This is a genomic window from Methylophilaceae bacterium, from assembly GCA_018398995.1.
GTDB lineage: Bacteria > Pseudomonadota > Gammaproteobacteria > Burkholderiales > Methylophilaceae.
Window position 1 is genome coordinate 341,543 of sequence record CP073759.1, and the last position, 23,460, is coordinate 365,002.

The following is a 23,460-nucleotide window of genomic DNA, read 5'->3' on the forward strand; positions in this document are numbered from 1 at the left end:
GCGGCTTTTACTAAAATAGTCTGGATTTTTATGAGACTGACTCAGTAATTGGAATCACCTTTTTACCAGTACTTAAGGTATCTAATGCAGCTTTATACGCTGTCATCTGATTAAAGTTGAGGTACTTATAGATATTATCAACATCTGCCAGCTTGTCGCCTACTGTTTGCAAATACTCAGCATGCGTTGGGATTCTACCCAACTTAGCACAGACAGCAGCAAGCTCAGCAGAGCCTAGATAAACGCGTGCATCTTTACCCATACGATTATCAAAGTTACGCGTTGATGTCGAGAACACAGTCGCTTTATCTTCTACGCGCGCTTGGTTGCCCATGCACAAGGAGCAACCAGGCACTTCTGTTCGAGCGCCTGCCTTGCCAAAGACCGAATAAACCCCTTCATCACGTAATTGCGCCTCATCCATTCTAGTGGGTGGTGCAATCCATAAACGGGTTGGAATATTGCCTAAACCATCTAATACTTTTGCCGCGGCGCGATAATGGCCAATATTGGTCATGCAGCTGCCAATAAAGACTTCATCAATTTTGTCTCCCTGTACGGCTGATAATGGCTTCACATCATCAGGATCATTTGGACAAGCAACCAATGGCTCTGTGATCGTTGCCAAATCGATTTCAATCACATGCGCATATTCTGCATCATCATCTGCTGTCATTAAACTTGGGTTTGCCAACCACGCTTGCATGCTTTCAATGCGGCGCTGTATCGAACGGGCATCTTGATAGCCGTTTTCGATCATATTTTGTAATAAGACGATATTGGAATTTAAAAACTCTTTCACCGACGCTTCACCCAACTGCACAGTACAGCCATTGGCTGAACGTTCTGCTGATGCGTCTGATAGCTCAAATGCTTGCTCGACTTTTAAATCAGGCAACCCTTGAATCTCTAATACGCGACCGTTAAAAATGTTCTTTTTACCTTGTTTTGCCACAGTTAAGCTGCCTTCTTGAATCGCCGCATAGGGAATCGCATTAACCAAATCGCGCAAAGTAATACCAGGTTGCATTTCACCTTTAAATCTTACCAGCACCGACTCTGGCATATCCAAAGGCATTGCACCCGTTGCAGCGGCAAACGCCACCAATCCCGACCCTGCTGGAAAAGAAATGCCAATCGGGAAACGGGTATGAGAATCACCACCAGTACCAACGGTATCAGGCAAAATCATACGGTTTAACCATGAGTGAATAATGCCATCGCCGGGCTTCAAGGTCACACCACCACGACTAGAAATAAATTCTGGCAATGTATGTTGTAGATTAATATCAACGGGCTTAGGATAAGCGGCTGTGTGACAGAAACTTTGCATGACTAAATCGCTGCTAAAGCCTAAACAAGCCAGCTCTTTCAATTCATCACGCGTCATACCGCCAGTCGTATCTTGTGATCCAACCGTTGTCGCTTTTGGCTCACAATACGTACCTGCTCGTACACCTTGCCCCTCTGGTAAGCCACATGCACGACCCACCATTTTTTGCGCCAAGGTAAACCCTTTACCTGTATCTTTTGCTGGCACAGCTTGAATAAAAATATCTGTTTCTGGCAAATGCAATGCTTTTCGGGCATTGGCAGTTAAACCGCGACCAATAATCAGTGGAATACGGCCGCCAGCACGTACTTCATCCGCAATCGTCACTGGATTCATCTTAAATTCAGCAATCATCTCATTGGCTTCATTGAAAATTTTTCCTTCAAACGGCTTAATGGTAATCACATCACCAGTGTTCATTTTTGACACATCACATTCAATTGGAAATGCGCCTGAATCCTCTGCCGTATTAAAGAAAATAGGAGCGATTTTATTGCCAATCACTACGCCACCAGTGCGTTTATTAGGCATATTTGGAATATCTTGTCCTGTCCACCACTGTACAGAGTTAATTGCTGATTTTCGTGAAGAGCCCGTACCAACGACGTCGCCGACATAGGCAACTTGGTAGCCTTTCTTTTTTAAGGTCGCAATTGTTGCTAGACCATCTGCCATTTTATTGATTAACATGGCATTAGCATGCAATGGAATATCGGGGCGGCTCCATGCTTCTTGTGCTGGGCTCAAATCATCGGTATTGGTTTCACCATCAACTTTAAAAACAGCCACTTTCATTTCTGCTGGCATAGCAGGTTTGTTTGTAAACCACTCTGCATTTGCCCAAGATTCCATTAATTGTTTAGCGTATGGATTGCCCGCCTTCATTTTTGCTTCTACATCATAAAACGCGTCATACATTAAAATCGTTTTAGCCAATGCCTTTACCGCTTGCTCTGCTAAGTCGGTATCAAGCAATTCAACCAAAGCCAGTACGTTATAGCCGCCTAACATGGTACCCAGCAACTCAACTGCCTTTTCTGCACTGACTAAGGGTGAGTTTGTTTCGCCTTTGGCCAGCGCTGACAAAAATGCAGCTTTTACATACGCTGCTTGATCAACCCCAGCGGGTGTTCGGTTGGCCAACAAGTCAACCAACAAATCTTCCTGACCTTTTGGTGGGTTTTTTAATAACACAACCAACTCAGCGACTTGCTCAGCCGTTAATGGTAGTGGTGGTAAATGCGCTTCAGAACGCTCTTTAACGTGTATTTGGTATGCTTCTATCATATGCTTTATTTCATTTCCTAACATTAACGTTTGATAAAATATGTACGTCTCTTTATTTGACTAATTCTTTTGCAAATGATGTGCCACAACTTTTTGTATTGGCCGCAATTTCCCACCTGTCTAGCAATGCTTTTTGATAATCAGCACCATGTTTAAGCGCTAAAAAAGCACGAACTTCAGCCACATCTGCAAAGCCATTATGATCGGTATCCATTATTGCAATATTATCTTCTACGCTAGGGCCGGTATATTTGCCGTTATCATCCGTTAGATAACCCAAGATTTCTACTGCATAGCCTAATGATGCACCCATCGACAAACCAGCCATCAATATCCATTTAGTCATTTTTTTCACCTCGATTCATACTACCATTTTGATCGAGATTAATCTATTTACTCAGCTTGCAAGGTGACTTACAGCACATTACATTATGCCTATATGGGCTTAATCGCGATTGTCTGCGCAGCCATTTTTTGTTTCCATAACGCTGGCCCAGATTGATGCACAGATTCGCCATTAGCACTTACTGCCACGGTGACGGGCATATCAACCACATCAAATTCATAAATCGCCTCCATACCTAAGTCGGCAAATGCGATGACTTTTGCATGCTTAATGGCTTTACTCACCAGATAAGCTGCGCCACCAACTGCCATTAAATAGACAGACTGGTGCTGAGCGATAGAAGCTAATGCGGCTTCACCTCGCTCCGCCTTGCCGACTGAGCCTAACAGCCCTGCATCCAACATCACATCACTGTAACTGTCCATTCTTGTTGCCGTTGTGGGGCCTGCAGGACCAACCGCTTCACCACCAACAGCATCTACCGGCCCTACGTAATAGATAAAGCGATTACTAAAATCGACAGGTAATTGTTCACCTTTGGCAATCATGTCAGCAATGCGCTTATGAGCAGCATCGCGCCCTGTCAGCAATTTTCCAGATAGCAATAGTGTTTGTCCCGCCGCCCATGTTTGGGTTTCTTGCTTAGTCACTGTATTCAAATCCACCCGCTTAGCATGCGCATCTGGCGCCCATGTGATGTCAGGATAAGCACCCATGTCTGGCGGCACCAATGCTGCAACGCCAGTTCCATCCAACTCAAATTCGATATGTCTTGTTGCCGCACAATTTGGAATAATTGCCACTGGCAAACTGGCTGCGTGCGTTGGATAATCTAATATCTTTACGTCTAATACTGTTGTTAAACCACCCAAACCTTGCGCGCCAATACCTAAATTATTCACTTTTTCATATAGAGCCAACCTGAGCTCTTCAATGCGATTGCTAGCACCTTTTTCTTTTAAGAGATGAATATCAATTGGCTCCATCAATGATTCTTTTGCCATTAGCACAGCTTTTTCTGCACTGCCGCCAATACCAATACCCAACATACCTGGCGGACACCAGCCAGCACCCATTTGGGGCACAACCTGCATCACCCAATCTTCAATACTGTCATTCGGATTCAACATGGTTAATTTTGCTTTATTTTCCGAACCACCGCCCTTAGCAGCAATTTTTACTTCAATTTTATTGCCAGTTACGAGCGAAATATGCACCACAGCTGGCGTATTGTCACCCGTATTGGTGCGCTTGCCAGCGGGATTTGTCACAATGGAAGCTCTGAGTTTATTTTCTGGCAATAAGTAGGCACGCCGCACCCCTTCATTGACCATTTGCTCCACATCTAAGGCCGTATTTCCCACATCACTTTCCCACTGCACATCCATGCCCACTTTAACAAAAGCAACAACGATGCCAGTATCTTGGCAAATAGGTCGTTTGCCTTCTGCACACATGCGTGAGTTAGTCAAAATCTGTGCAATCGCATCTTTTGCCGCAGGCGATTCTTCGCGTTGATAAGCTTCAGCTAATGCTTGAATATAATCTTGCGGATGATAATAAGAAATAAATTGCAGCGCATCTGCAACACTTTGTATGAAATCTTCTTTTTTGATCAAGGTCATGAATTATCTTGTGCTCTTTGCTATTGCAATCGAAGGCGTAATATCTTTACGTAAAATTTTGCCATTTTTAGTTCTGGGAAAATCGTTAGCAAAGTAGATGACTTTTGGCACTTTATACGCGGCTAGATGCTCTTTACCAAAAGCAATTAAATCATTTGGACTAACACTAGCATTTGGCTTCAATATTGCATAACAAGCGACTAGCACTTTATCTTTCTCTAGCGCTTCACCAATCGCTGCACAATCCGCAACGTCAGGATGTCCTTTATACACGCGCTCAATTTCATATGGCGATACACGATAGCCAAAACTTTTGATAATGTCGTCTTTACGTCCCAAGAACCAAATGTAGCCATCTTCATCATATTTGGCATAATCCCCTGTGAAAAAATAGCCATCGTGCTTATATTTTGCCGTTTCCTCATCCAAGTTCCAATAGCGTAAAAACACACCCGGATCGTCAAGTGGAATGCTAATCATACCTTCCTCGCCCACTGGCACTTCTGTTAAGGTTTCCGGGTCTAGTAATTTAATCGCATGTCCCGGTTGAGCAAAACCGGCTGAGCCAGCGCGTATTGGGCGATAAATGCTTTGCGACAGGTAATAAGAAAACTCGCTCATGCCTACCGCTTCGTAAATATCCAATCCAAATCGCTGTTCCCACTGATGCAAGACTTCATCGGATAAATGCTCACCCGCACTCATAAAATGTCGAATACTCGGCAAGTCTTTTTTATCCGTTGTTGTCTTTTGTAAAATTTGACGATAAATGGTTGGCACACCAATAAAAATAGTTGCCTTGTGTTTTTGTATTAAATCCAACCATTTTTGTGCGTCATTTTTACCTTCGTGCACAATGACTGTTTTACCTAAATAGAGCGGGTCCATCAAACCTGAGCCCAATACATAGGTCCAATTAAACTTACCAGAGTGCATAATTCTATCTTGCGTATTCTCTGCATAATTGAACCAATATTTAGCTGCAGGTTGTCGCCCTAACATGGCGCGGTGAGCATGTAAGACGCCTTTGGGATAACCCGTTGTACCTGAGGTATAAACCAAGTAAGCGGGATCATCCGCTAGGGTTTTCTCGGCAGGCTGAATCTCTTTAATGGCCATCAACGCCGCTTTTAAACTCAATACATTGAGCACGTCATCTGTTTCAACTTGATCTGCTTCAGTAACAAGAATATGTTTTAGATGTGGTGTTTCTTGCAGATTTTGTTTAATTTGTGCAGACATTGCCTGCCATGCTTTCGCATCGGTAACCAAGACAGAAGCACCTGAATCCTTTGCTAAATAAGCAACTTCTTCAGCGGTCAATAATGTTGAAGTAGGCACTGCAATAGCGCCCATTTTCATGGTGCCTAAAAAAGCAATGGGATAAGCCAAACTGTTCGGCAAACGGACTAATACACGATCGCCTTTATTCAGCTTAAGATTGCGTAGCAACTGGGCAAACTGATTGGTTTTATGCGACAACTCAGTAAATGTAATGGTGTCTGTTCCTAAGGCATCATCTTCTACTATCATGGCTAACGAATCTGCAAGCGGCGTGTTTATTTGGCTATCAGCACATGCAGATCCAATATTAAAGAATGTAGGTACTTTCCATTCCCATTTTTCGAATGGTTCAAACGGTTTCAATAGGTTATGCATCATAATAATATTCCATATGGCCAGTTTTGACGGATCACCTGTTCAGGTAACATTGCAAGCACTTCAAGTGCAAATTCTGTATCACTTTTTTTCAACGCTCTCAAGGCGTGCGCCCTTAACAGAGTTTGTAAGGCTTTGCCAAACATAGGCGGATCTAACATTTCCCCCTCAAACTTGATTGCACCCCCTAATAAAGCATCGGCTTCAATGGCTGCTTTTAAAATATTCACTTTTTTTGTCACTTCGGTAGGTGAAGGCGTATAAGCTGTTTTACATAAATGAATATGCCCAGGGTGAATGGTTTGTTTGCCAGTCAGGCCCATTGCCGCCTCTTCACAGGCGTGTTTATAAACAACACGCGCTTGATCGTCGCCATGTAAATCCAACCAACGACGCACATCGTGCGGCTCCACAAATTTCTCTGGCATGATATTAGAGCCTATCAGCGTTTCCACGCCGCCAATTACACCAACACCCGCAATACGCGACTCAAACAACAATGCGTGCATATAGAACTGTAGCTCTGCTATCCAGTTTTCAGGTGTAATATGAATCCCCATCGCTTTTGAGAAGTCGTGAATACCAAATACCACATGTTCAACTGTTTCATATTGCATCAGTTCTGGTGCAATTCTGAGTGATTTTGGGTGCTCTATAATCGGCTGAATGGTAATTTTCTCATTCACCTCTAATAGTAAACTGGACAAATCACGTACTTCTGCCGCCCCATATGCCTCGCCTGCTTTTGCTAACATCACGACATTGATATAGTCGCCCATATCTCGCACTAGCTTCATATCCTCTTCATATTCATCTGTGCGGAACGAGTTAACACGCACGGCAATGGTGACGCGCTCATTCATTTTGCGTAATAAAGGCAGTTCTTGGCGCAATAATTGCCGACTCATTTCTTTCTGGCGGCAGCCATCTTCTAAATCAAATATCAAGGTATGCGCATTGGTAAAATGTGCGTGTTTTTTCATACGTGCTGAAGCTTGCTCCATATCCTCATAGATACCCAGGCTTGGTGCATACTTGATTGGTGGATAATAAAGCTGTATCCCTGGCCAGTAATTGCCAAGCGATTTCATATCGTCTTGTTCTGTCATTAAAAGTCCCTTAAAACGTAGCTACTTACCGCATTGAGCTTTGTGATGATGTTATTTAAATGTTGGTTGTTCTGCGCTTTTTGCGATTGAATCAACGCCCAAAATTCATTGTCTGGCAGGTCTAATAAGCCATCAAACACTTCAAACTCTTTAAGCGACAAATCATTAAATTGCTCATTCACAAAACGCTGTAAAACAATATCCAGCTCCAACATGCCACGGCGACAGCGCCAAGCCAATCGCCTTTGTTCAGCATCAAGCATTATTTCTGCATTAATCATATTAGGCATCTCATAATGGGTTGATTGAAAATATCTTTTTATTAGATTTCTTTTCTTTTGCGCGCTCAATTTTTAAATCTTTAATCTTTGAGATAGCCGCGTTTGGGTTCAGCTGCTTTGGACAAACCTCAACGCAATTCATAATGTTATGGCACCGATATAAACGATAAGGATCTTCTAGATTTTCTAAACGCTCTTCTTCTGCTTGATCGCGCGAATCTGCGATAAAGCGATAAGCCTGTAATAAGCCGGCTGGTCCAACAAACTTGTCTGAATTCCACCAAAAACTTGGACAAGACGTAGTACAAGCACCACACAATATACATTCGTATAACCCATCTAACTTTGCTCTATCTTCAGGGCTTTGTAACCTTTCAGTTTCGGGTAATGGATCATTGTTTTGTAAGTAGGGCTTCACAGAATTGTAATGCTCAAAAAACTGGGTCATATCGACCACCAAATCACGAATCACAGGCAGGCCAGGCAAAGGCCTAATGACAACAGGCTGCTCTAAATCTGCAATATTGGTAATACAAGCCAAAGCATTTTTACCATTGATATTTAACGCATCACTACCGCACACACCCTCGCGACAAGATTTGCGCACGCTCAATGTTGGATCTTGATGTTTCACCCTAAGCAAAGCATCCAACAACATATGCTCGCCTTCTTGCAGTTCAATCTCATAATCCTGCATGTAGGGCTTTTTATCGGTATCTGGATTAAATCGGTAAATCGATAGTTTCATGATTAATATACCCTCGCTTTTGGAACAAATGACGGCACGGTCAGCGGCTGCAGCTGAACTGGTTTATATTTAAGTTGGTGATTTTCTCGATAGTAGAGTGAATGTGTGAGCCAATTCACATCATCTCGCTCTTCGTAGTCTTCACGCGCATGCGCACCACGGCTCTCGGTGCGGTTGTGTGCGGCGTGCATGGTGGCTAATGCCACTTCAATTAAGTTATCTAATTCAAGCGCTTCAATACGCGCAGTATTAAATACTTTACTGGTGTCTTTTATGACAACATTTGCTACACGCTCAGCGACCGCATTGATTTCTTGCACACCTTTTGCCAATAAATCTGGAAAACGGAAGACGCCACAATTTTCTTGCATGATTTGACGCAGATCCAACCGCACTTGCATCAAATTCTCACCTTGTGGACGCTCATATCGTGCAAGTCGACTCATTGTTTTGTCGCCAACATCTTTGGGTAATGGCTTATGCGCTTTATGTGTCTTCACTGTGTTAACAATGTGATCGCCTGTTGATTTGCCAAAGACAACCAAATCTAGTAACGAATTTGAACCTAGACGATTTGCACCATGTACTGATATACAAGCACATTCGCCAACCGCATATAGACCATTCACCGCTTGCTGTTGATCACCATTTGGCACAATCACTTGGCCATTCAGATTAGTGGGCAAACCACCCATCATATAGTGGGCAGTGGGCACGACTGGAATCGGGTCTTTTACTGGATCAACATTTGCAAATGTTTTAGCAATTTGGCGAATACCAGGCAAACGCTGGTCAATCATTTCTTCACCCAAATGATCCAATTTTAAGTAGACCGCATTCTTACTTGCACCAACGCCGCGCCCTTCTTTAATCTCGGTGGCTGAAGCGCGTGAAACGATATCTCGACTGGCAAGATCTTTTGCGGTTGGCGCATAACGTTCCATGAAGCGTTCGCCTTCAGAATTAACCAAATAGCCGCCCTCACCCCTTACCCCTTCTGTAATCAATACACCCGCATGCAAAACGCCAGTTGGGTGAAATTGCCAAAACTCCATATCTTGTAGAGGAATCCCTGCGCGTGCCGCCATACCAAGACCATCGCCCGTGCAGGTAAATGCATTGGTACTGGCTTGAAAGATACGTCCAGCGCCCCCTGTTGCTAGCAAGGTTGCTTTCGCTTCAAATATGCGCACTTCTCCAGTTTCGATTTCAAGTGCGATCACACCAAGCACATCGCCGTCTGCATCACGAATCAAATCTAACGCGTACCATTCGACAAAAAATTGTGTTTGCGCGCGCACATTGCGTTGGTATAAGGTATGCAACATGGCATGGCCTGTTCTGTCGGCAACAGCACAAGTGCGAGAAATGGGTGATTCCCCAAAGTTTTGTGTCATGCCGCCAAACGGTCTTTGGAAAATTTTGCCATTGTCTAATCGGTCAAATGGCATCCCAAAATGCTCAAGCTCAATAATGGCTTTTGCCGCGTTCTTACACATAAATTCAATTGCATCTTGATCGCCCAAAAAGTCAGACCCTTTGATGGTGTCATACATGTGCCAAAGCCATTTATCTTCGGCTACGTTACCCAAAGCAGCTGCAATACCGCCTTGTGCAGCAACGGTGTGCGAACGTGTCGGAAATACTTTGGATAACACCGCCACTTTAACGCCAGCTTCGGCTAGTTGAAGCGCTGCACGCAAACCTGCACCGCCGCCACCTACTATCACTGTATCAAACTGATGTTTTTCTAATGCCATCTAAATACTCCAAAAAAGAAAAATTGACCAAGCTAATGAGGCTAATAACACCAGCTCTACTAGTATTTGCAGGTAGCGTCTTATCGTTAAATTAGGTACATAATCTCTAAACACATCTCTGACACCAATCCATGCATGTATACACAAGCTAGCATAGAAGAGTACGTTTAAGATGCGCCACCACCATGGTGCGTTAAATGCCATCCAAGTTGCATAATCAACTGGCTTTTGTATCAAAAAATAAACTAACAATATCAATAAATATACTGTCATATAGGTTGCAGTTATTCTTTGTAGCAACCAAAATCGCATACCAGGATATCGCTCTGTTAATAGCTCAATCAACATAGAGTCATCACCATATTAAATAAGAAAAATATAAAACAGAAAGCACAACAAGCCCCATCAATATGCGACTGGAATACCGCGCCTGGTGCAGGCCATGCATCCAATGTAAGTCTTGTGCTAAGTGGCGTAATCCAGCATAAAAATGATGAAAAAATGCCCAAGCAAATCCGATTATCACTAATTTCACTAACCAAAAATCCATCGCCATTAATACACGTAAGTAATCAGCCTCGCTTGCAAATGAACCCTGCAATGCAAGCAATAGCAAAGGCAGCAATAAAAACAAACCCATGCCGCTCACGCGATGCAAAATGGAAACCAACGCATTGATTGGCAAGCGAATGGTCAATAAATTAAGATTTTTAGGTCTATTGTTATTCATTCGCCATACCCTTTAGTGCTGCCTCTTTTACGGCTGTTGATACTTTTTCTAACAATCTTGGATCAAATGGTTTAGGAATAATATAGTCCGGACCAAAGGTGAGTGAAGTTAATTTGTATGCCTCAAGCACCTCGGCTGGAACAGGTTCATGTGCCAATTCACCCAGTGCTTTTGCCGCTGCAACCTTCATTTCTTCTGTGATTTTTTTGGCTTTGGCATCTAATGCGCCACGAAACAAATAAGGAAAACATAGCGCATTATTGACCTGATTAGGAAAGTCGCTACGTCCTGTCGCCATAATAATGTCATCTCGTATGGCATGTGCCACACTGGGTAACACTTCAGGATCTGGGTTTGCTAATGCAAATATAATGGGATTTTTTGCCATGCTTTTTATTAAACCAGCATCTAATGCATTCTTAGCAGAAACACCAATAAAAACATCGGCGTCTTGCATGGCATCTGCAAGGGTTTTAACAGCACTCACCTCAACCGCGAGATCGATATTATTGTCATGTAAATCTTGACGACTTTTATCAATCACCCCTTTTTTATCAACCATCGTGATATTGCTTGCCCCCATGTGCTTTAATAGTTTTGCACATGAGCAACCGGCAGCACCCGCACCCAAAAAGACAATTTTGGCCTGATGAATTGTTTTTGACTGCAATTGCAGCGCGTTCAATAACGCCGCCCCCACAATCACCGCCGTGCCGTGCTGATCATCATGAAACACAGGAATATCCAAATGTTGTTTCAGCTGTTTTTCAATATAAAAGCAATGTGGCGCCGCAATATCTTCTAAATTAATGCCCCCAAAAGTTGGCGCAATATTGATTACAGTCTGAATAAACGCGTCAGGACTAGCCGCATTTACTTCAATATCAAATACATCAATACCAGCAAAGCGTTTAAACAAAACGGCCTTACCCTCCATCACAGGCTTACTGGCTAAAGCGCCCGTGTTACCCAGACCCAAGACAGCACTGCCATCGGTAATCACCGCAATCAGATTGCCTTTGTTGGTGTACTTGTAAGCATCCGCTGGATTATCACGAATCGCCATGACAGGTACCGCCACGCCCGGGGTATAGGCTAACGATAAATCGTCTTGTGTTAAACATGGCTTGGTCGATTCAACACTCAACTTTCCAGGCATAGGAAACTGGTGATAATCTAATGCACGTTTTTCTAATTCTGTCATGGTTGCTTCTCTTTTCTATACAGGTTGAATCTATTATCTATTGACAACGCTTTATTCCAACTCACTCATATAATGATGATCGTCGGTTAAACATAGTCCAAGTCGCCACTCCATCGGTTTATCGCCATAGGTAAACGATACACGCTCAATACTTAACAACGGATGACCCTGCTTCAAACCCAACGATTGTGCAACGCTTGCTTCTGCTTCCACTGCTTTTAATCGTTCTTCAGCACGCACCATTCTTACGCCAAATTGCGCCTCATACATGCTATACATAGAGCCACTACTTTCTTCTACCTTTGCTCTATTAAGTCCTTTGAATGCTGCCGCAGGCACAATAATGTGATCATGAATCAATGGTCGGCCAGAAAAAGTAAGTAATCTTTTTACCTCTATCACACTCGCACTGGCTTTAATCTCTAGTATTTTGGCTATATAAGCACCGGCTTTTGACTTTGTGCAGGAAATAAATGCATTATTTAATAGCTCTTTATGTCCCGTTTCAGATGTTAATCGCAAGAATCGCAACTTAATATCGTCTTCTTTATGGGTTGCCACATAAGTACCTTTGCCCTGGCGCCGAATAACGATATTTTCAGTGGCTAAGCTATCAATCGCTTTTCTAACGGTGCCCTGACTGACCTTATAGCGCATTGCCAACTCAACTTCACTTGGAATCACTTCGCCTGGACGCCACTCACCGCCAATTAAGCTTTGCGTAATGAGCACTTTAATCTGATCGTAAAGAGGGCGATAACTCGGTGAATTTAATTGTTTATCCATATACGCAATCTATCAACCTAAAAATTTAATTTCCAATAAGCGTGTATGCAAGCCATGACACACTCTCCAATTATTTACATACTTTATATCATAGATAAATATCGTTTGTCTATCTATTTTATATCTTATATAAGACATAAGATATATGTTGACAGGCAAACAATTATCTTTATAATTAATGCCAACTAAACACTTCGAGTTAGCATAATGATGAATGAGCATATAAGACCAAGGCGATCGATGCTATATGTGCCAGGTTGCAATACACACTATCTTAATCGCGCGCGTACACTTGCAGCTGATGCGGTTATCTTAGATTTGGGCGACCCAATCTTAATTGATGCAAAAGTACAGTCGCGTTTAAATATTGTTGAAGCAGTCAAAGAAGGCGGTTATGGCAAGCGTGAAGTGATTGTAAGGGTCAATGACTTAGACTCCGAGTGGGGGCGCGACGACATTAAGGCTGTAGCCAATATTGGTGCTGATGCCATTCTTTTCCCTAATATAGAATCAAAAGAAGATGTATTAACTGCACAACAATTACTGGATGAAGCGGGTGGCAGTCATATGCCTATTATGGTGATGATAGAAAGTCCACTGGCTGTATTAAATGCAAAAGAAATTGCAGCGGCATCCGACCGTATTAAATGCATGGTAATCGCAACTTCAGATTTAATCACCCAACTTCATGCACGATACACGCCAGAACGCACCGCCATTTTAACGTCGTTATCTTTGGTTGTGCTTGCTGCGCGCGCGTACAAAAGAGCCGTCGTCGATGGGATTGCCAGCGATCTTAAGAATATGCATGCTTTTGAATATGCCTGCCGCGTTGGCAGAGACCTAGGCTTTGATGGAAAGTCCATCATCCACCCAGCCCAAATTGCCTATAGCAATGATGCCTATACGCCTAAAGCGTCTGAAGTCAGCAACGCACGTGAAGTCATTAAGGCATTAAAAGAAGCACAAGCTTCTGGTAAAGGCACTGTGATTGTTAATGATAAGTTTGTAGAAAATCATCATATTGCAGCGGCAGAACGCATTATCCAACTAAGTGAAATGATAGACGAATTGGAAGAAGAGTTTATTTAATGACAAACACAACAAAAATTAGCAGCGGCAGATTTTTTGAAGACTTCGTTTTGGATGAGGTGATTCAACACGCCACGCCGCGCACCATCACAGCGGGCGATACTGCACTTTATATCGCCCTAACTGGAGCAAGAAACCCCCTACACTGTAGCGAGCCATTTGCGCAAAGTTTAGAGTATAAAAGCACACCGATTGATGATTTACTTGCTTTTCATATTGCCTTTGGTAAAACCGTACCAGATATTTCTGTCAACGCTGTGGCTAATTTAGGTTATGCCGATGTCAAGTTTGCTCAACCTATATTCGTGGGCGACACATTAAGCACCGCTAGCCAAGTCATTGGTTTAAAGCAGAACTCTAACGGCAAAAGTGGCGTGGTTTGGGTGCGCTCTACCACTGTTAATCAAAATAACACACCCGTATTAAGCTGGGTACGCTGGGTGATGGTACATAAAAAACAAATGAGTACCGATGCACCTACAGCAGTGATCCCCTCACTGCCTACCCATGTGGAGGCAAGCCAGCTACACATACCAAGCTATGTGCAAACACATGATGAAATCAGCAACGTCACGGGTGGCCAATATGTTTGGGATGACTATGCCATTGGCGAGCGACTGAATCATGTTGCAGGCATGACAATTAATGAAAGTGACCACGCATTAGCAACCAGGCTTTATCAAAATAATGCGCGCTTACATTTTGATGCGCATCTTATGCACAATGCGCCAATTGGAAAACGCCTTGTTTATGGCGGCGTTGTGATTTCGGTTTGCCGCGCGCTGAGTTATGAAGGCTTGGAAAATGCACTGAGCATCTTAGCTATTAATGGCGGCACACATGTTAATCCAACATTCGCAGGCGACACCATCTACACCATCACTGAAGTTTTGGATAAGTGGGCCTTACCAACCCGTCAAGATATAGGCGCTTTACGGTTACGTATGGTAGGTATTAAAAATATGTCTCCTAGCGCAATTGAGGCTATTAAAACCAATCAAGACTACCACCAACATGTGGTATTAGATCTCGACTACACAGTGGCAATGCCACGTAAAGGAAATGAATAATGAGTGTACATCCAAGTGAAGCTTTATTTGGCGGCGAAAAGCCGTTCCCTTTAATTCCAACTTGTGAGCATTTTGCTGGCAGTGAAAAGTTAATTTTAAAAGCGCTCGGCTTGCAAGATACGATTGGCCCAGTGTTTGACATTACTTGTGACTGTGAGGATGGCGCGGCCAGTGGACAAGAGCGTGAGCATGCACAGATGATTGTCAACGTACTGACTTCTGATGCAAACAAACACAAGATGGCCGGCGCGCGCATTCATGATTACACGCACCCTGCTTGGAAACAAGATATTGATATATTGGTTGCTGGCGCTGGAAACGTATTAAGTTACATCACCATACCAAAATGTACCGATGTTAATCAAGCACGAGAAATGATTGCCTATCTGCAAAAAATGGCAACCTTTAGCGGTATCACGCGTGAAATTCCAGTTCATATTCTGATTGAAACGCACGGTGCATTACATCAAGTACATGACATTGCCAAACTGCCTTGGTTGCAAGTACTAGACTTTGGCTTAATGGACTTTGTCAGCGCGCATAATGGCGCAATACCTGCCAGCGCAATGCGCAGCCCTGGTCAATTTGAACACCGTTTACTAGCAAGAGCAAAAGCGGAAGTCACTGCTGCTGCGCTAGGTAATGGCATCGTGCCTGCGCACAATGTCACCTTAGATCTTAAAAATGTAGAAACAACCTATAGTGATGCATCGCGTGCCAGAAACGAGTTTGGATTTATGCGCATGTGGAGCATCTACCCCACCCAGATTCAGGCGATTGTTGATGCAATGAAGCCTAATTTTGATGAAGTGATTGATGCTGCCAATATTTTACTAACGGCACAAGCAGCAGACTGGGGCCCTATTCAATACGCAGGAGAGTTACATGATCGTGCAACTTACCGCTATTTCTGGGAAATTTTACAAAAGGCGAGACTCACTGGCGTCACTATTCCAGAGCAAGCCGTTATCGCATTCTTTTAGTTAATGAAGGTCTATTATGAGCAATCTTGAAACAGCAGGCATGCGCTTTCGCGCCGCGCTAGAAGCAGAAAGTCCATTACAAATTATCGGGGCAATTAATGCCTATCATGCAATGCTTGCAACACAATCTGGATTCAAGGCAATCTATTTATCAGGCGGTGGCGTAGCAGCAGGTTCGCTTGGCGTGCCAGATCTGGGCATTTCAACACTAGAGGATGTATTAATCGATGTTAGACGCATCACAGATGCCGTCGATACGCCGCTACTAGTGGATATTGATACTGGTTTTGGTGGTGCATTTAATATAGCGCGCTCCATTAAAAGTGTCCAAAAAGCCGGTGCCGCAGCCGTTCATATTGAAGACCAAGTCAGTGCCAAACGCTGTGGCCATCGGCCCAATAAAGCGATTGTTAGTCAAAATGAAATGGTTGATCGGATTAAAGCTGCTGTAGACGCGAGAACAGATGATAGCTTTGTGATTATGGCCCGTACCGATGCACTTGCAGTTGAAGGCTTGCAATCTGCAATCGATCGCGCATGCGCTTGCGTTGAGGCTGGTGCAGATATGGTTTTTCCTGAGGCCATCACCGAACTTAATATGTATCAACAATTTGCCGATGCGGTTAAAGCACCCATTTTAGCCAACATTACCGAATTTGGCTCAACACCGCTTTTTACTGTTAAAGAGTTAGCCACCGTAGATGTCAGCATGGTGCTCTATCCGCTTTCTGCGTTCCGCGCCATGAATCAAGCAGCACTGAATGTCTATACAGCTGTTCGTCAAGATGGCACACAACAGCATGTGATCGATACGATGCAAACACGCATGGCGCTTTACGACCACTTGGGGTATCACGCATTCGAACAAAAATTAGATGCACTTTATCAAAAATAACGATTTGAATAGTAAAAGAGCTTAAAAATAGGGAGATTAAAATGAATACATCAACCGATACCATGAATGAAGCGCCTAAAAAGAAAAAGGGCGTTGCACTCGCGGGGGTTTCTGCTGGTTCTACGGCTATTTGCACGGTAGGTCATACTGGTAACGACTTACATTATCGCGGTTACGATATTACTGAACTGGCAAATTACGCTACATTTGAAGAGGTTGCCTATTTACTTATTTACGGCGAACTGCCTACCCAGCCGCAATTGGCCGCCTACCATCAAAAACTCAGAAAGTTACGCGGCATCCCTGCTGCACTCAAAACCGTTTTAGAACAGATTCCAGCTAGCGCTCATCCAATGGATGTGATGCGCACGGGCTGCTCTATGCTTGGCACACTAGAACCAGAATCAGAAGATCACAATATTAACGGCGCCAGACAATTAGGCGACCGTTTGATTGCTTGTTTTGGCTCCATCTTGGTTTATTGGTATCACTACAGCCATCATGACAAACGCATAGAAGTTGAAACCGATGATGATTCAATTGCTGCGCATTTTTTACATATATTGCATGGGGAAAAGCCAAAACAACTGCATATTGACGCCATGAATACTTCTTTGGTGTTATATGCCGAACATGAATTTAATGCATCAACATTTACTGCGCGCGTTGTATCGGGCACGCTATCAGACATGTATTCGTGCATCACCAGCGCGATTGGTGCGCTGCGCGGTCCCAAACATGGTGGCGCAAACGAGGCGGCGATGGAGATTATTCAACGCTATCAAACGCCAGATGAAGCAGAAGCCGACATCATGGCGCGCATGGCACGCAAAGAAATTGTGATTGGCTTTGGTCATCCTGTCTATACCATTGGCGACCCGCGAAACGAGTCAATCAAAGCAGTTAGTCATGCATTAAGTACAGATGCTGGCAACATGAATCTGTTTAATATTTCAGCGCGAATAGAAGAAACCATGTGGCGCGAGAAAAAAATGTTCCCCAATTTAGATTGGTACAGCGCTTCTAGCTATCACATGATGGGCATTCCAACAGGCATGTTCACCCCTATTTTTGTCATCTCGCGCACCACAGGCTGGATTGCACATGCGATAGAGCAGCGCGTTGATAATAAAATTATTCGCCCAAATGCTGAATATGTCGGTCCTGAAAACAGGCCATATACACCAATCGAACAACGCTAATTCCAATTTATTTAAAGGTTATTTATGTCAAGCCACATTTCTAATGTAAGACCAAACCCAGACCAAGTCATCGTCGATATTGCTGATTACGTCGTAAACTATGAAATACAATCTGATGAAGCCTATGACACGGCGCGCAACTGCTTAATCGATACGCTGGGTTGCGGTTTTGAAGCACTCGATTACCCTGCCTGTAAAAAACTACTAGGCCCAGTGATAGCAGGCACTGTTGTACCTAATGGCGCAAAAGTACCTGGCACCAACTATCAGCTAGACCCTATTTTGGCTGCTTTTAATATTGGCGCCATGATTCGTTGGTTAGATTTTAACGATACTTGGTTGGCAGCAGAATGGGGACACCCTTCTGATAACCTTGGCGGTATTTTGGCGGTTGCCGATTATTTATCTCGCAAGAGTGTTGCCGAAGGAAAAGCACCGCTCACCATGAAAGACGTGCTAACCGCTATGATTAAAGCGCATGAGATACAAGGCGTTCTGGCGCTTGAAAATAGTTTTAATCGCGTTGGTTTAGATCATGTCATTTTAGTAAAAATTGCCTCCACTGCTGTTGTGACCAAGCTATTGGGTGGCACTAAAGAAGATATCATCAATGCAGTTTCTAACGCATTTGTAGACGGTCAAAGCTTACGCACTTATCGCCACTCACCCAACACTGGCTCACGTAAATCATGGGCGGCGGGCGATGCCACATCGCGTGCAGTCCGTTTGGCATGGATGACCATGCAAGGTGAAATGGGCTATCCTGGCGCATTAACAGCCAAAACTTGGGGCTTTTATGACGTGCTATTTAAAGGTAAGCCATTCCAATTTCAACGCACGTATGGCTCATATGTGATGGAACAAGTGTTGTTTAAAATCTCATTTCCAGCAGAGTTTCATGCACAAACTGCAGTAGAATGTGCTTTTCAATTACATGCCGAAGTTGGCAGCAAATTACAAACATTAGCGCAAATTGCAGAAATCGACAAAATCGTCATCACCACCCATGAATCTGCTATTCGCATCATTGACAAAACAGGGCCGCTAGATAACCCAGCCGACCGCGATCATTGCATTCAATACATGGCTGCCGTGGGTTTATTAAAAGGTAGTTTAACTGCCCAAGATTATGAAGATGCTGCAGCTGCTGACCAACGTATTGACGCCATCCGCGAGAAAATGGTGTGTGTGGAAAAAGCCGAATACACCAAGGATTACCATGATCCTGAAAAACGCTCGATTGCTAACGCTATTCAGATTTTCTTTAAAGATGGCTCTAGTTCTAGCAATATCGCGGTCGAATATCCAATTGGACACCGTCGTCGTCGTGAAGAGGGTATTCCAGAACTGGTAAAGAAATTTAAAGTGAATCTAGCGCGTCGATTTGATCAGAACACACAACAGGCCATTTTAGATTTATGTTTAGATCAAACCAAGCTCGAAAATACGGCTGTCAATGCGTTTGTCGATATGATGGTGTTTTAAAAAGTTAATACACAAACCTTTACCTGAATAGATTAAGTGGCATAAAAAGCGTAAAATAGCGTTTTTCTGTTTTTTAGCTTTTATATGTCACTTACTACCCTAAACGCCCTCTCTCCGCTTGACGGTCGCTACCAAAATAAACTGGATGCATTGCGCCCCTTTTTTAGTGAATATGCACTCATTAAACACCGTGCATGGGTAGAAGTTGAATGGTTAAAAGCCTTAAGCGCGACTAAAGAGCTGGCTGAAATCGCTCCATTTAGCGCAGAAACCATCAAAGAGCTTGACGCAGCAATTACAGCCTTTAGTGAAGAAGATGCAGCACAAGTCAAAGCGATTGAATTACGCACGAATCACGATGTAAAGGCGCTTGAGTATTGGCTAAAAGAGAAGTTTATTGGTAACCATGAAGTAAATGCTGCCAGCGAATTTATACATTTTGCTTGTACCAGCGAGGATATTAATAACCTTTCTCACGCACTGATGTTAAAAGCGGCGCGCAATTCTGTTATGTTGCCTTACTTGAAAGATGTCATAGACCGGCTAAGCCAATTAGCTTCTGAATTTGCCGATCAACCTATGCTGTCTCGCACCCATGGCCAAACTGCATCGCCTACAACCATGGGTAAAGAGTTGGCAAACGTTGCCTATCGCTTACAAAGACAACATCAGCAAATCAGCAATAATGACATACTCGGAAAAATTAATGGCGCTGTTGGCAATTTCAATGCACATTTGTCCGCCTATCCAGACTTTGATTGGGAAGCGTTTGCTAAACGCTTTGTTGAAAGCTTAGGCTTAACGTATAACCCAATGACTATTCAAATTGAGCCACATGATTATATGGCAGAATTGTATGATGCCATGGCACGTGCCAATACCATTTTGATTGATTTAAATCGTGATATTTGGGGCTATATTTCGGTAGGTTACTTCAAGCAGAAAGTAAAATCGGGGGAGATTGGCTCATCAACAATGCCACACAAAGTCAACCCGATTGATTTTGAAAACTCAGAAGGAAATTTAGGCATGGCCAATGCTATTCTGCGCCACATGGCAGAAAAATTACCTGTTTCACGTTGGCAACGTGATTTAACTGATAGTACGGTGTTACGTAATATGGGGGTTGGCTTTGGTTATACTTTATTAGGTTACGACTCTTGTCTACGTGGTTTAAACAAACTCGAGATCAATGCGGCAAAGTTAGTTGAGGACTTAGATAATAGCTGGGAAGTGCTAGCCGAGCCAATACAAACGGTCATGCGTCGTTATGGTTTAGAAAATCCTTACGAGCAACTCAAAGACCTCACACGTGGCAAAGGTGGCATTAACAAGGCTTCTCTTCAAGCCTTTATTCAAACATTAAATATCCCAGCTGAAGCAAAACAATTACTGCTTGAATTAACCCCTGCCAATTACACTGGAAAAGCAGCGGAACTCGCTAAAAAGCAATGTCGGAACTCTTAATTTTATATTATTCCAATGGCGGATCAGTGCGTGAAATGGCGAAGCTGATTGCGCGGGGTGTAGAAAGCGTTCATAGCGCTAAAGCACGTTTACGTACTGTACCTAAAATCTCAACGGTTTGTGAAGCAACAGAAGCTGATATTCCGAATGCAGGCGATCCTTATGTTGAACATAGCGATTTAGAAGAATGCATCGGCTTGGCCCTTGGCAGCCCTACCCGTTTTGGTAATATGGCTGCGCCAATGAAGTATTTTTTAGATAGCACCTCTAGCTTATGGTTAAAGGGCACACTCATCAATAAACCTGCTTGCGTATTTACCTCTAGTGGTTCAATGCACGGAGGCAATGAAAGTACCTTATTAACCATGACATTACCCTTATTGCATCATGGCATGGTAATAGTAGGCATTCCCTATAGCGAGCCCAGTTTAGCAACCACCCAATCTGGTGGTACGCCATATGGTGCCAGCCATGTGGGCGGTGCCCTGGATGATCAACCAATCACTGAAGATGAAAAGAAATTATGTATTGCATTGGGTAAACGACTTGCTGAAACCGCATTGAAATTAAGTACATAACGATGGACCTTCACACAGAAGCGCAACAATTTTTATTCAGCGCGCAAAACGGTGTACTTTCCAGCCACTCAGCGCAATTTGCAGGCTATCCTTTTGGTTCGGTGACGCCTTTTGTTTTAAATCAACAAGGCATGCCTGTTATTTTAATTAGCAACTTGGCCGAGCACACAAAAAATATCACACAAAATGCCCACGTTTCTTTGTTGGTGTTTAATAATGAAGGTGATTTACAAGCGGGCGCTAGGCTGACACTGCTTGCCACTGCAGAACAAACCGATAAAAACAACGGTTTAATTCGAGCCCGATATTTACGCTACATGCCGCAAGCTGAATCTTATTTCGATATGCATGACTTTATGTTTTATACGCTCCATATTACCCATGCTCGCTATATTGCCGGCTTTGGTAAGATGGGTTGGGTACAAGGCGACACCTTCCACATACCAAGCAATCCCTTATTTATTGAAGAGTCGGATATTTTGGATCATATGAATGCAGACCATAGCGAAAATCTAAAAGCCTATTGTCTGCATTATCATCAAGTCGTCGCTTCAACAGTGACCATGATCGGCATTGATACTTTCGGTTTTGATGTCCGTGTCAATCACCAGCAGCAATTACGCTTCACTTTCACCGAAAGCATCAGCAATGCACAAGAAGCAAGGGCCGCTTTGGTGGCAATGGCAAAAATATGTCGCAGTTAAATCAACCATTCAATCTTGTTAAGAAATTGCAACTTTTTGCATCGATAAGCTTAATTGCATTGATTGTTTTGTGCTTATCTTGGGAAATTTTTCTTGCACCTCTCAAGGCTGATGGCTCATTACTTTTTCTGAAGGCTTTGCCCTTACTTGCGCCATTATTTGGCATTCTCAAAGGTCATCGTTACACGTACCAATGGGCCAGTATGCTCATTCTGCTCTACTTTATTGAAGGCGTTGTTCGCGCCTGGTCTGATCAAGGTTTCTCCGCCCAATTGGCTATGATAGAAACCCTGTTGAGTATTATCTTCTTTGGGTGTGCAATTTTTTATGCGCGGCTTACACGCAACACTGGCTTGTAATTTATAATAAGCGTATGCGAATTTTAATTTCCAACGATGATGGCTATTTATCTGAAGGCATTGCAACATTGGTTAACCATCTTACCGAGATTGCAGAGCTTACCGTCGTTGCTCCAGATCGCAATCGCAGTGGCGCCAGCAACTCGCTCACGCTCGATAGACCTTTGTACGTTAAACAAGCAGCGAACGGGTTCTTTTACGTAGACGGCACCCCAACAGATTGCGTACATGTTGCGTTAACAGGGTTGATGACAACCATGCCAGATTTGGTTATTTCAGGCATTAATGATGGTGCCAATATGGGCGATGACACGATTTATAGCGGCACCGTTGCGGCTGCAATGGAAGGTTACCTATTAAATATTCCAGCGATTGCCATTTCTATGTCACAACACAATGCCATCCACTTTGAAACAGCAGCAAGAGTTGTCGTTGAGTTAGTGAAACATTATCTGAAGAAACCTTGTCAATTACCTATGCTGCTAAACGTTAATGTGCCTGATGTGCCTTATGAGGCATTAAATGGCAAGGTGATTACGCGATTAGGTAAGCGGCATAAAGCTGAGCCTGTGATTAAAATCAAAACACCGCGTGGTGAACAAGTCTATTGGATAGGTGCAGCAGGACAACCGAATGATGGTGGTGAAGGTACAGACTTTTACGCAATTTCTAACAACCAAGTCTCCATTACCCCCATTCGTGCAGATTTGACTAAACATGAGCAATTAACAGAATTAAAGAGTTGGCTTGATTAATT

General features: G+C 43.4%; 23 protein-coding genes. 11 read left to right on the top strand and 12 right to left on the bottom strand.

All coding sequences use genetic code 11. From position 1 onward, the window contains the following. Positions 1-28: 28 nt before the first annotated feature. The 12 genes from acnB to KFB94_01745 form a co-directional block, all read right to left on the bottom strand. The gene (gene acnB / locus KFB94_01690; protein ID QVL45856.1) at positions 29-2,620 is read right to left on the bottom strand and encodes a bifunctional aconitate hydratase 2/2-methylisocitrate dehydratase; all 2,592 of its coding nucleotides are present in this window, start codon (positions 2,618-2,620) and stop codon (positions 29-31) included. Between the two features lie 52 nt (positions 2,621-2,672). Further along, complete coding sequence (locus KFB94_01695; GenBank protein ID QVL45857.1) at positions 2,673-2,966, bottom strand: hypothetical protein; 294 nt, start codon at positions 2,964-2,966, stop codon at positions 2,673-2,675. Between the two features lie 89 nt (positions 2,967-3,055). Further along, positions 3,056-4,591, bottom strand: a complete 1,536-nt coding sequence (locus KFB94_01700) for a fumarate hydratase (protein QVL45858.1) — start codon at positions 4,589-4,591, stop codon at positions 3,056-3,058. 3 nt (positions 4,592-4,594) lie between these two features. Then, positions 4,595-6,250 (bottom strand): acyl-CoA synthetase, encoded by a 1,656-nt coding sequence (locus KFB94_01705; GenBank protein ID QVL46524.1) that lies wholly within the window; start codon positions 6,248-6,250, stop codon positions 4,595-4,597. Next, positions 6,250-7,359: an aldolase gene (locus KFB94_01710; protein ID QVL45859.1), complete on the bottom strand. Its 1,110-nt coding sequence runs from the start codon at positions 7,357-7,359 to the stop codon at positions 6,250-6,252. Before KFB94_01710 ends, KFB94_01705 begins: the two co-directional genes overlap by 1 nt. Then, complete coding sequence (locus KFB94_01715; GenBank protein ID QVL46525.1) at positions 7,359-7,640, bottom strand: succinate dehydrogenase assembly factor 2; 282 nt, start codon at positions 7,638-7,640, stop codon at positions 7,359-7,361. The genes KFB94_01710 and KFB94_01715 overlap by 1 nt, the downstream gene beginning before the upstream one ends. Before the next feature lie 10 nt (positions 7,641-7,650). Continuing rightward, the gene (locus KFB94_01720) at positions 7,651-8,388 is read right to left on the bottom strand and encodes a succinate dehydrogenase iron-sulfur subunit (GenBank protein ID QVL45860.1); all 738 of its coding nucleotides are present in this window, start codon (positions 8,386-8,388) and stop codon (positions 7,651-7,653) included. 2 nt (positions 8,389-8,390) lie between these two features. Next, a complete protein-coding gene (sdhA, locus tag KFB94_01725) occupies positions 8,391-10,148 on the bottom strand; it encodes a succinate dehydrogenase flavoprotein subunit (GenBank protein QVL45861.1) in 1,758 nt (585 codons plus the stop codon). Beyond that, complete coding sequence (sdhD, locus tag KFB94_01730) at positions 10,149-10,496, bottom strand: succinate dehydrogenase, hydrophobic membrane anchor protein (GenBank protein ID QVL45862.1); 348 nt, start codon at positions 10,494-10,496, stop codon at positions 10,149-10,151. Between the two features lie 7 nt (positions 10,497-10,503). After that, entirely contained in the window at positions 10,504-10,878 is a 375-nt protein-coding gene (gene sdhC, locus KFB94_01735; GenBank protein QVL45863.1) for a succinate dehydrogenase, cytochrome b556 subunit, read from the bottom strand. Beyond that, positions 10,871-12,082, bottom strand: coding sequence for a malate dehydrogenase (locus KFB94_01740; protein QVL45864.1), 1,212 nt, complete (start codon positions 12,080-12,082; stop codon positions 10,871-10,873). The genes sdhC and KFB94_01740 overlap by 8 nt, the downstream gene beginning before the upstream one ends. A gap of 51 nt (positions 12,083-12,133) precedes the next feature. Then, the gene (locus KFB94_01745; GenBank protein QVL45865.1) at positions 12,134-12,868 is read right to left on the bottom strand and encodes a GntR family transcriptional regulator; all 735 of its coding nucleotides are present in this window, start codon (positions 12,866-12,868) and stop codon (positions 12,134-12,136) included. Between the two features lie 210 nt (positions 12,869-13,078). On the opposite strand from KFB94_01745, the gene KFB94_01750 reads away from it, so the two are divergent. The 11 genes from KFB94_01750 (at position 13,079) to surE (ending at position 23,458) form a co-directional block, all read left to right on the top strand. Next, the gene (locus KFB94_01750; protein QVL46526.1) at positions 13,079-13,960 is read left to right on the top strand and encodes a CoA ester lyase; all 882 of its coding nucleotides are present in this window, start codon (positions 13,079-13,081) and stop codon (positions 13,958-13,960) included. Continuing rightward, on the top strand, positions 13,960-15,030 hold the full coding sequence (locus KFB94_01755) for a MaoC family dehydratase (protein QVL45866.1): 1,071 nt from the start codon (positions 13,960-13,962) through the stop codon (positions 15,028-15,030). Before KFB94_01750 ends, KFB94_01755 begins: the two co-directional genes overlap by 1 nt. Continuing rightward, positions 15,030-16,013, top strand: a complete 984-nt coding sequence (locus KFB94_01760) for a CoA ester lyase (GenBank protein ID QVL45867.1) — start codon at positions 15,030-15,032, stop codon at positions 16,011-16,013. The genes KFB94_01755 and KFB94_01760 overlap by 1 nt, the downstream gene beginning before the upstream one ends. Before the next feature lie 16 nt (positions 16,014-16,029). After that, the gene (prpB, locus tag KFB94_01765; GenBank protein QVL45868.1) at positions 16,030-16,908 is read left to right on the top strand and encodes a methylisocitrate lyase; all 879 of its coding nucleotides are present in this window, start codon (positions 16,030-16,032) and stop codon (positions 16,906-16,908) included. Positions 16,909-16,949: 41 nt separating this feature from the next. Continuing rightward, on the top strand, positions 16,950-18,110 hold the full coding sequence (gene prpC / locus KFB94_01770; protein QVL45869.1) for a 2-methylcitrate synthase: 1,161 nt from the start codon (positions 16,950-16,952) through the stop codon (positions 18,108-18,110). A 24-nt stretch (positions 18,111-18,134) separates the two neighbouring features. Beyond that, positions 18,135-19,595: a bifunctional 2-methylcitrate dehydratase/aconitate hydratase gene (locus tag KFB94_01775; GenBank protein ID QVL45870.1), complete on the top strand. Its 1,461-nt coding sequence runs from the start codon at positions 18,135-18,137 to the stop codon at positions 19,593-19,595. An 84-nt stretch (positions 19,596-19,679) separates the two neighbouring features. Continuing rightward, a complete protein-coding gene (gene purB / locus KFB94_01780) occupies positions 19,680-21,062 on the top strand; it encodes an adenylosuccinate lyase (protein QVL45871.1) in 1,383 nt (460 codons plus the stop codon). Continuing rightward, positions 21,047-21,640 carry an NAD(P)H:quinone oxidoreductase gene (wrbA, locus tag KFB94_01785; GenBank protein QVL45872.1) on the top strand — a complete coding sequence of 198 codons (594 nt, stop codon included), beginning with the start codon at positions 21,047-21,049 and terminating at the stop codon, positions 21,638-21,640. Before purB ends, wrbA begins: the two co-directional genes overlap by 16 nt. Positions 21,641-21,642: 2 nt before the next feature. Then, positions 21,643-22,344: a DUF2470 domain-containing protein gene (locus tag KFB94_01790; protein ID QVL45873.1), complete on the top strand. Its 702-nt coding sequence runs from the start codon at positions 21,643-21,645 to the stop codon at positions 22,342-22,344. Next, the gene (locus tag KFB94_01795) at positions 22,332-22,703 is read left to right on the top strand and encodes a DUF2069 domain-containing protein (GenBank protein QVL45874.1); all 372 of its coding nucleotides are present in this window, start codon (positions 22,332-22,334) and stop codon (positions 22,701-22,703) included. The genes KFB94_01790 and KFB94_01795 overlap by 13 nt, the downstream gene beginning before the upstream one ends. 14 nt (positions 22,704-22,717) lie before the next feature. Then, on the top strand, positions 22,718-23,458 hold the full coding sequence (surE, locus tag KFB94_01800; GenBank protein QVL45875.1) for a 5'/3'-nucleotidase SurE: 741 nt from the start codon (positions 22,718-22,720) through the stop codon (positions 23,456-23,458). Positions 23,459-23,460: the final 2 nt, after the last annotated feature.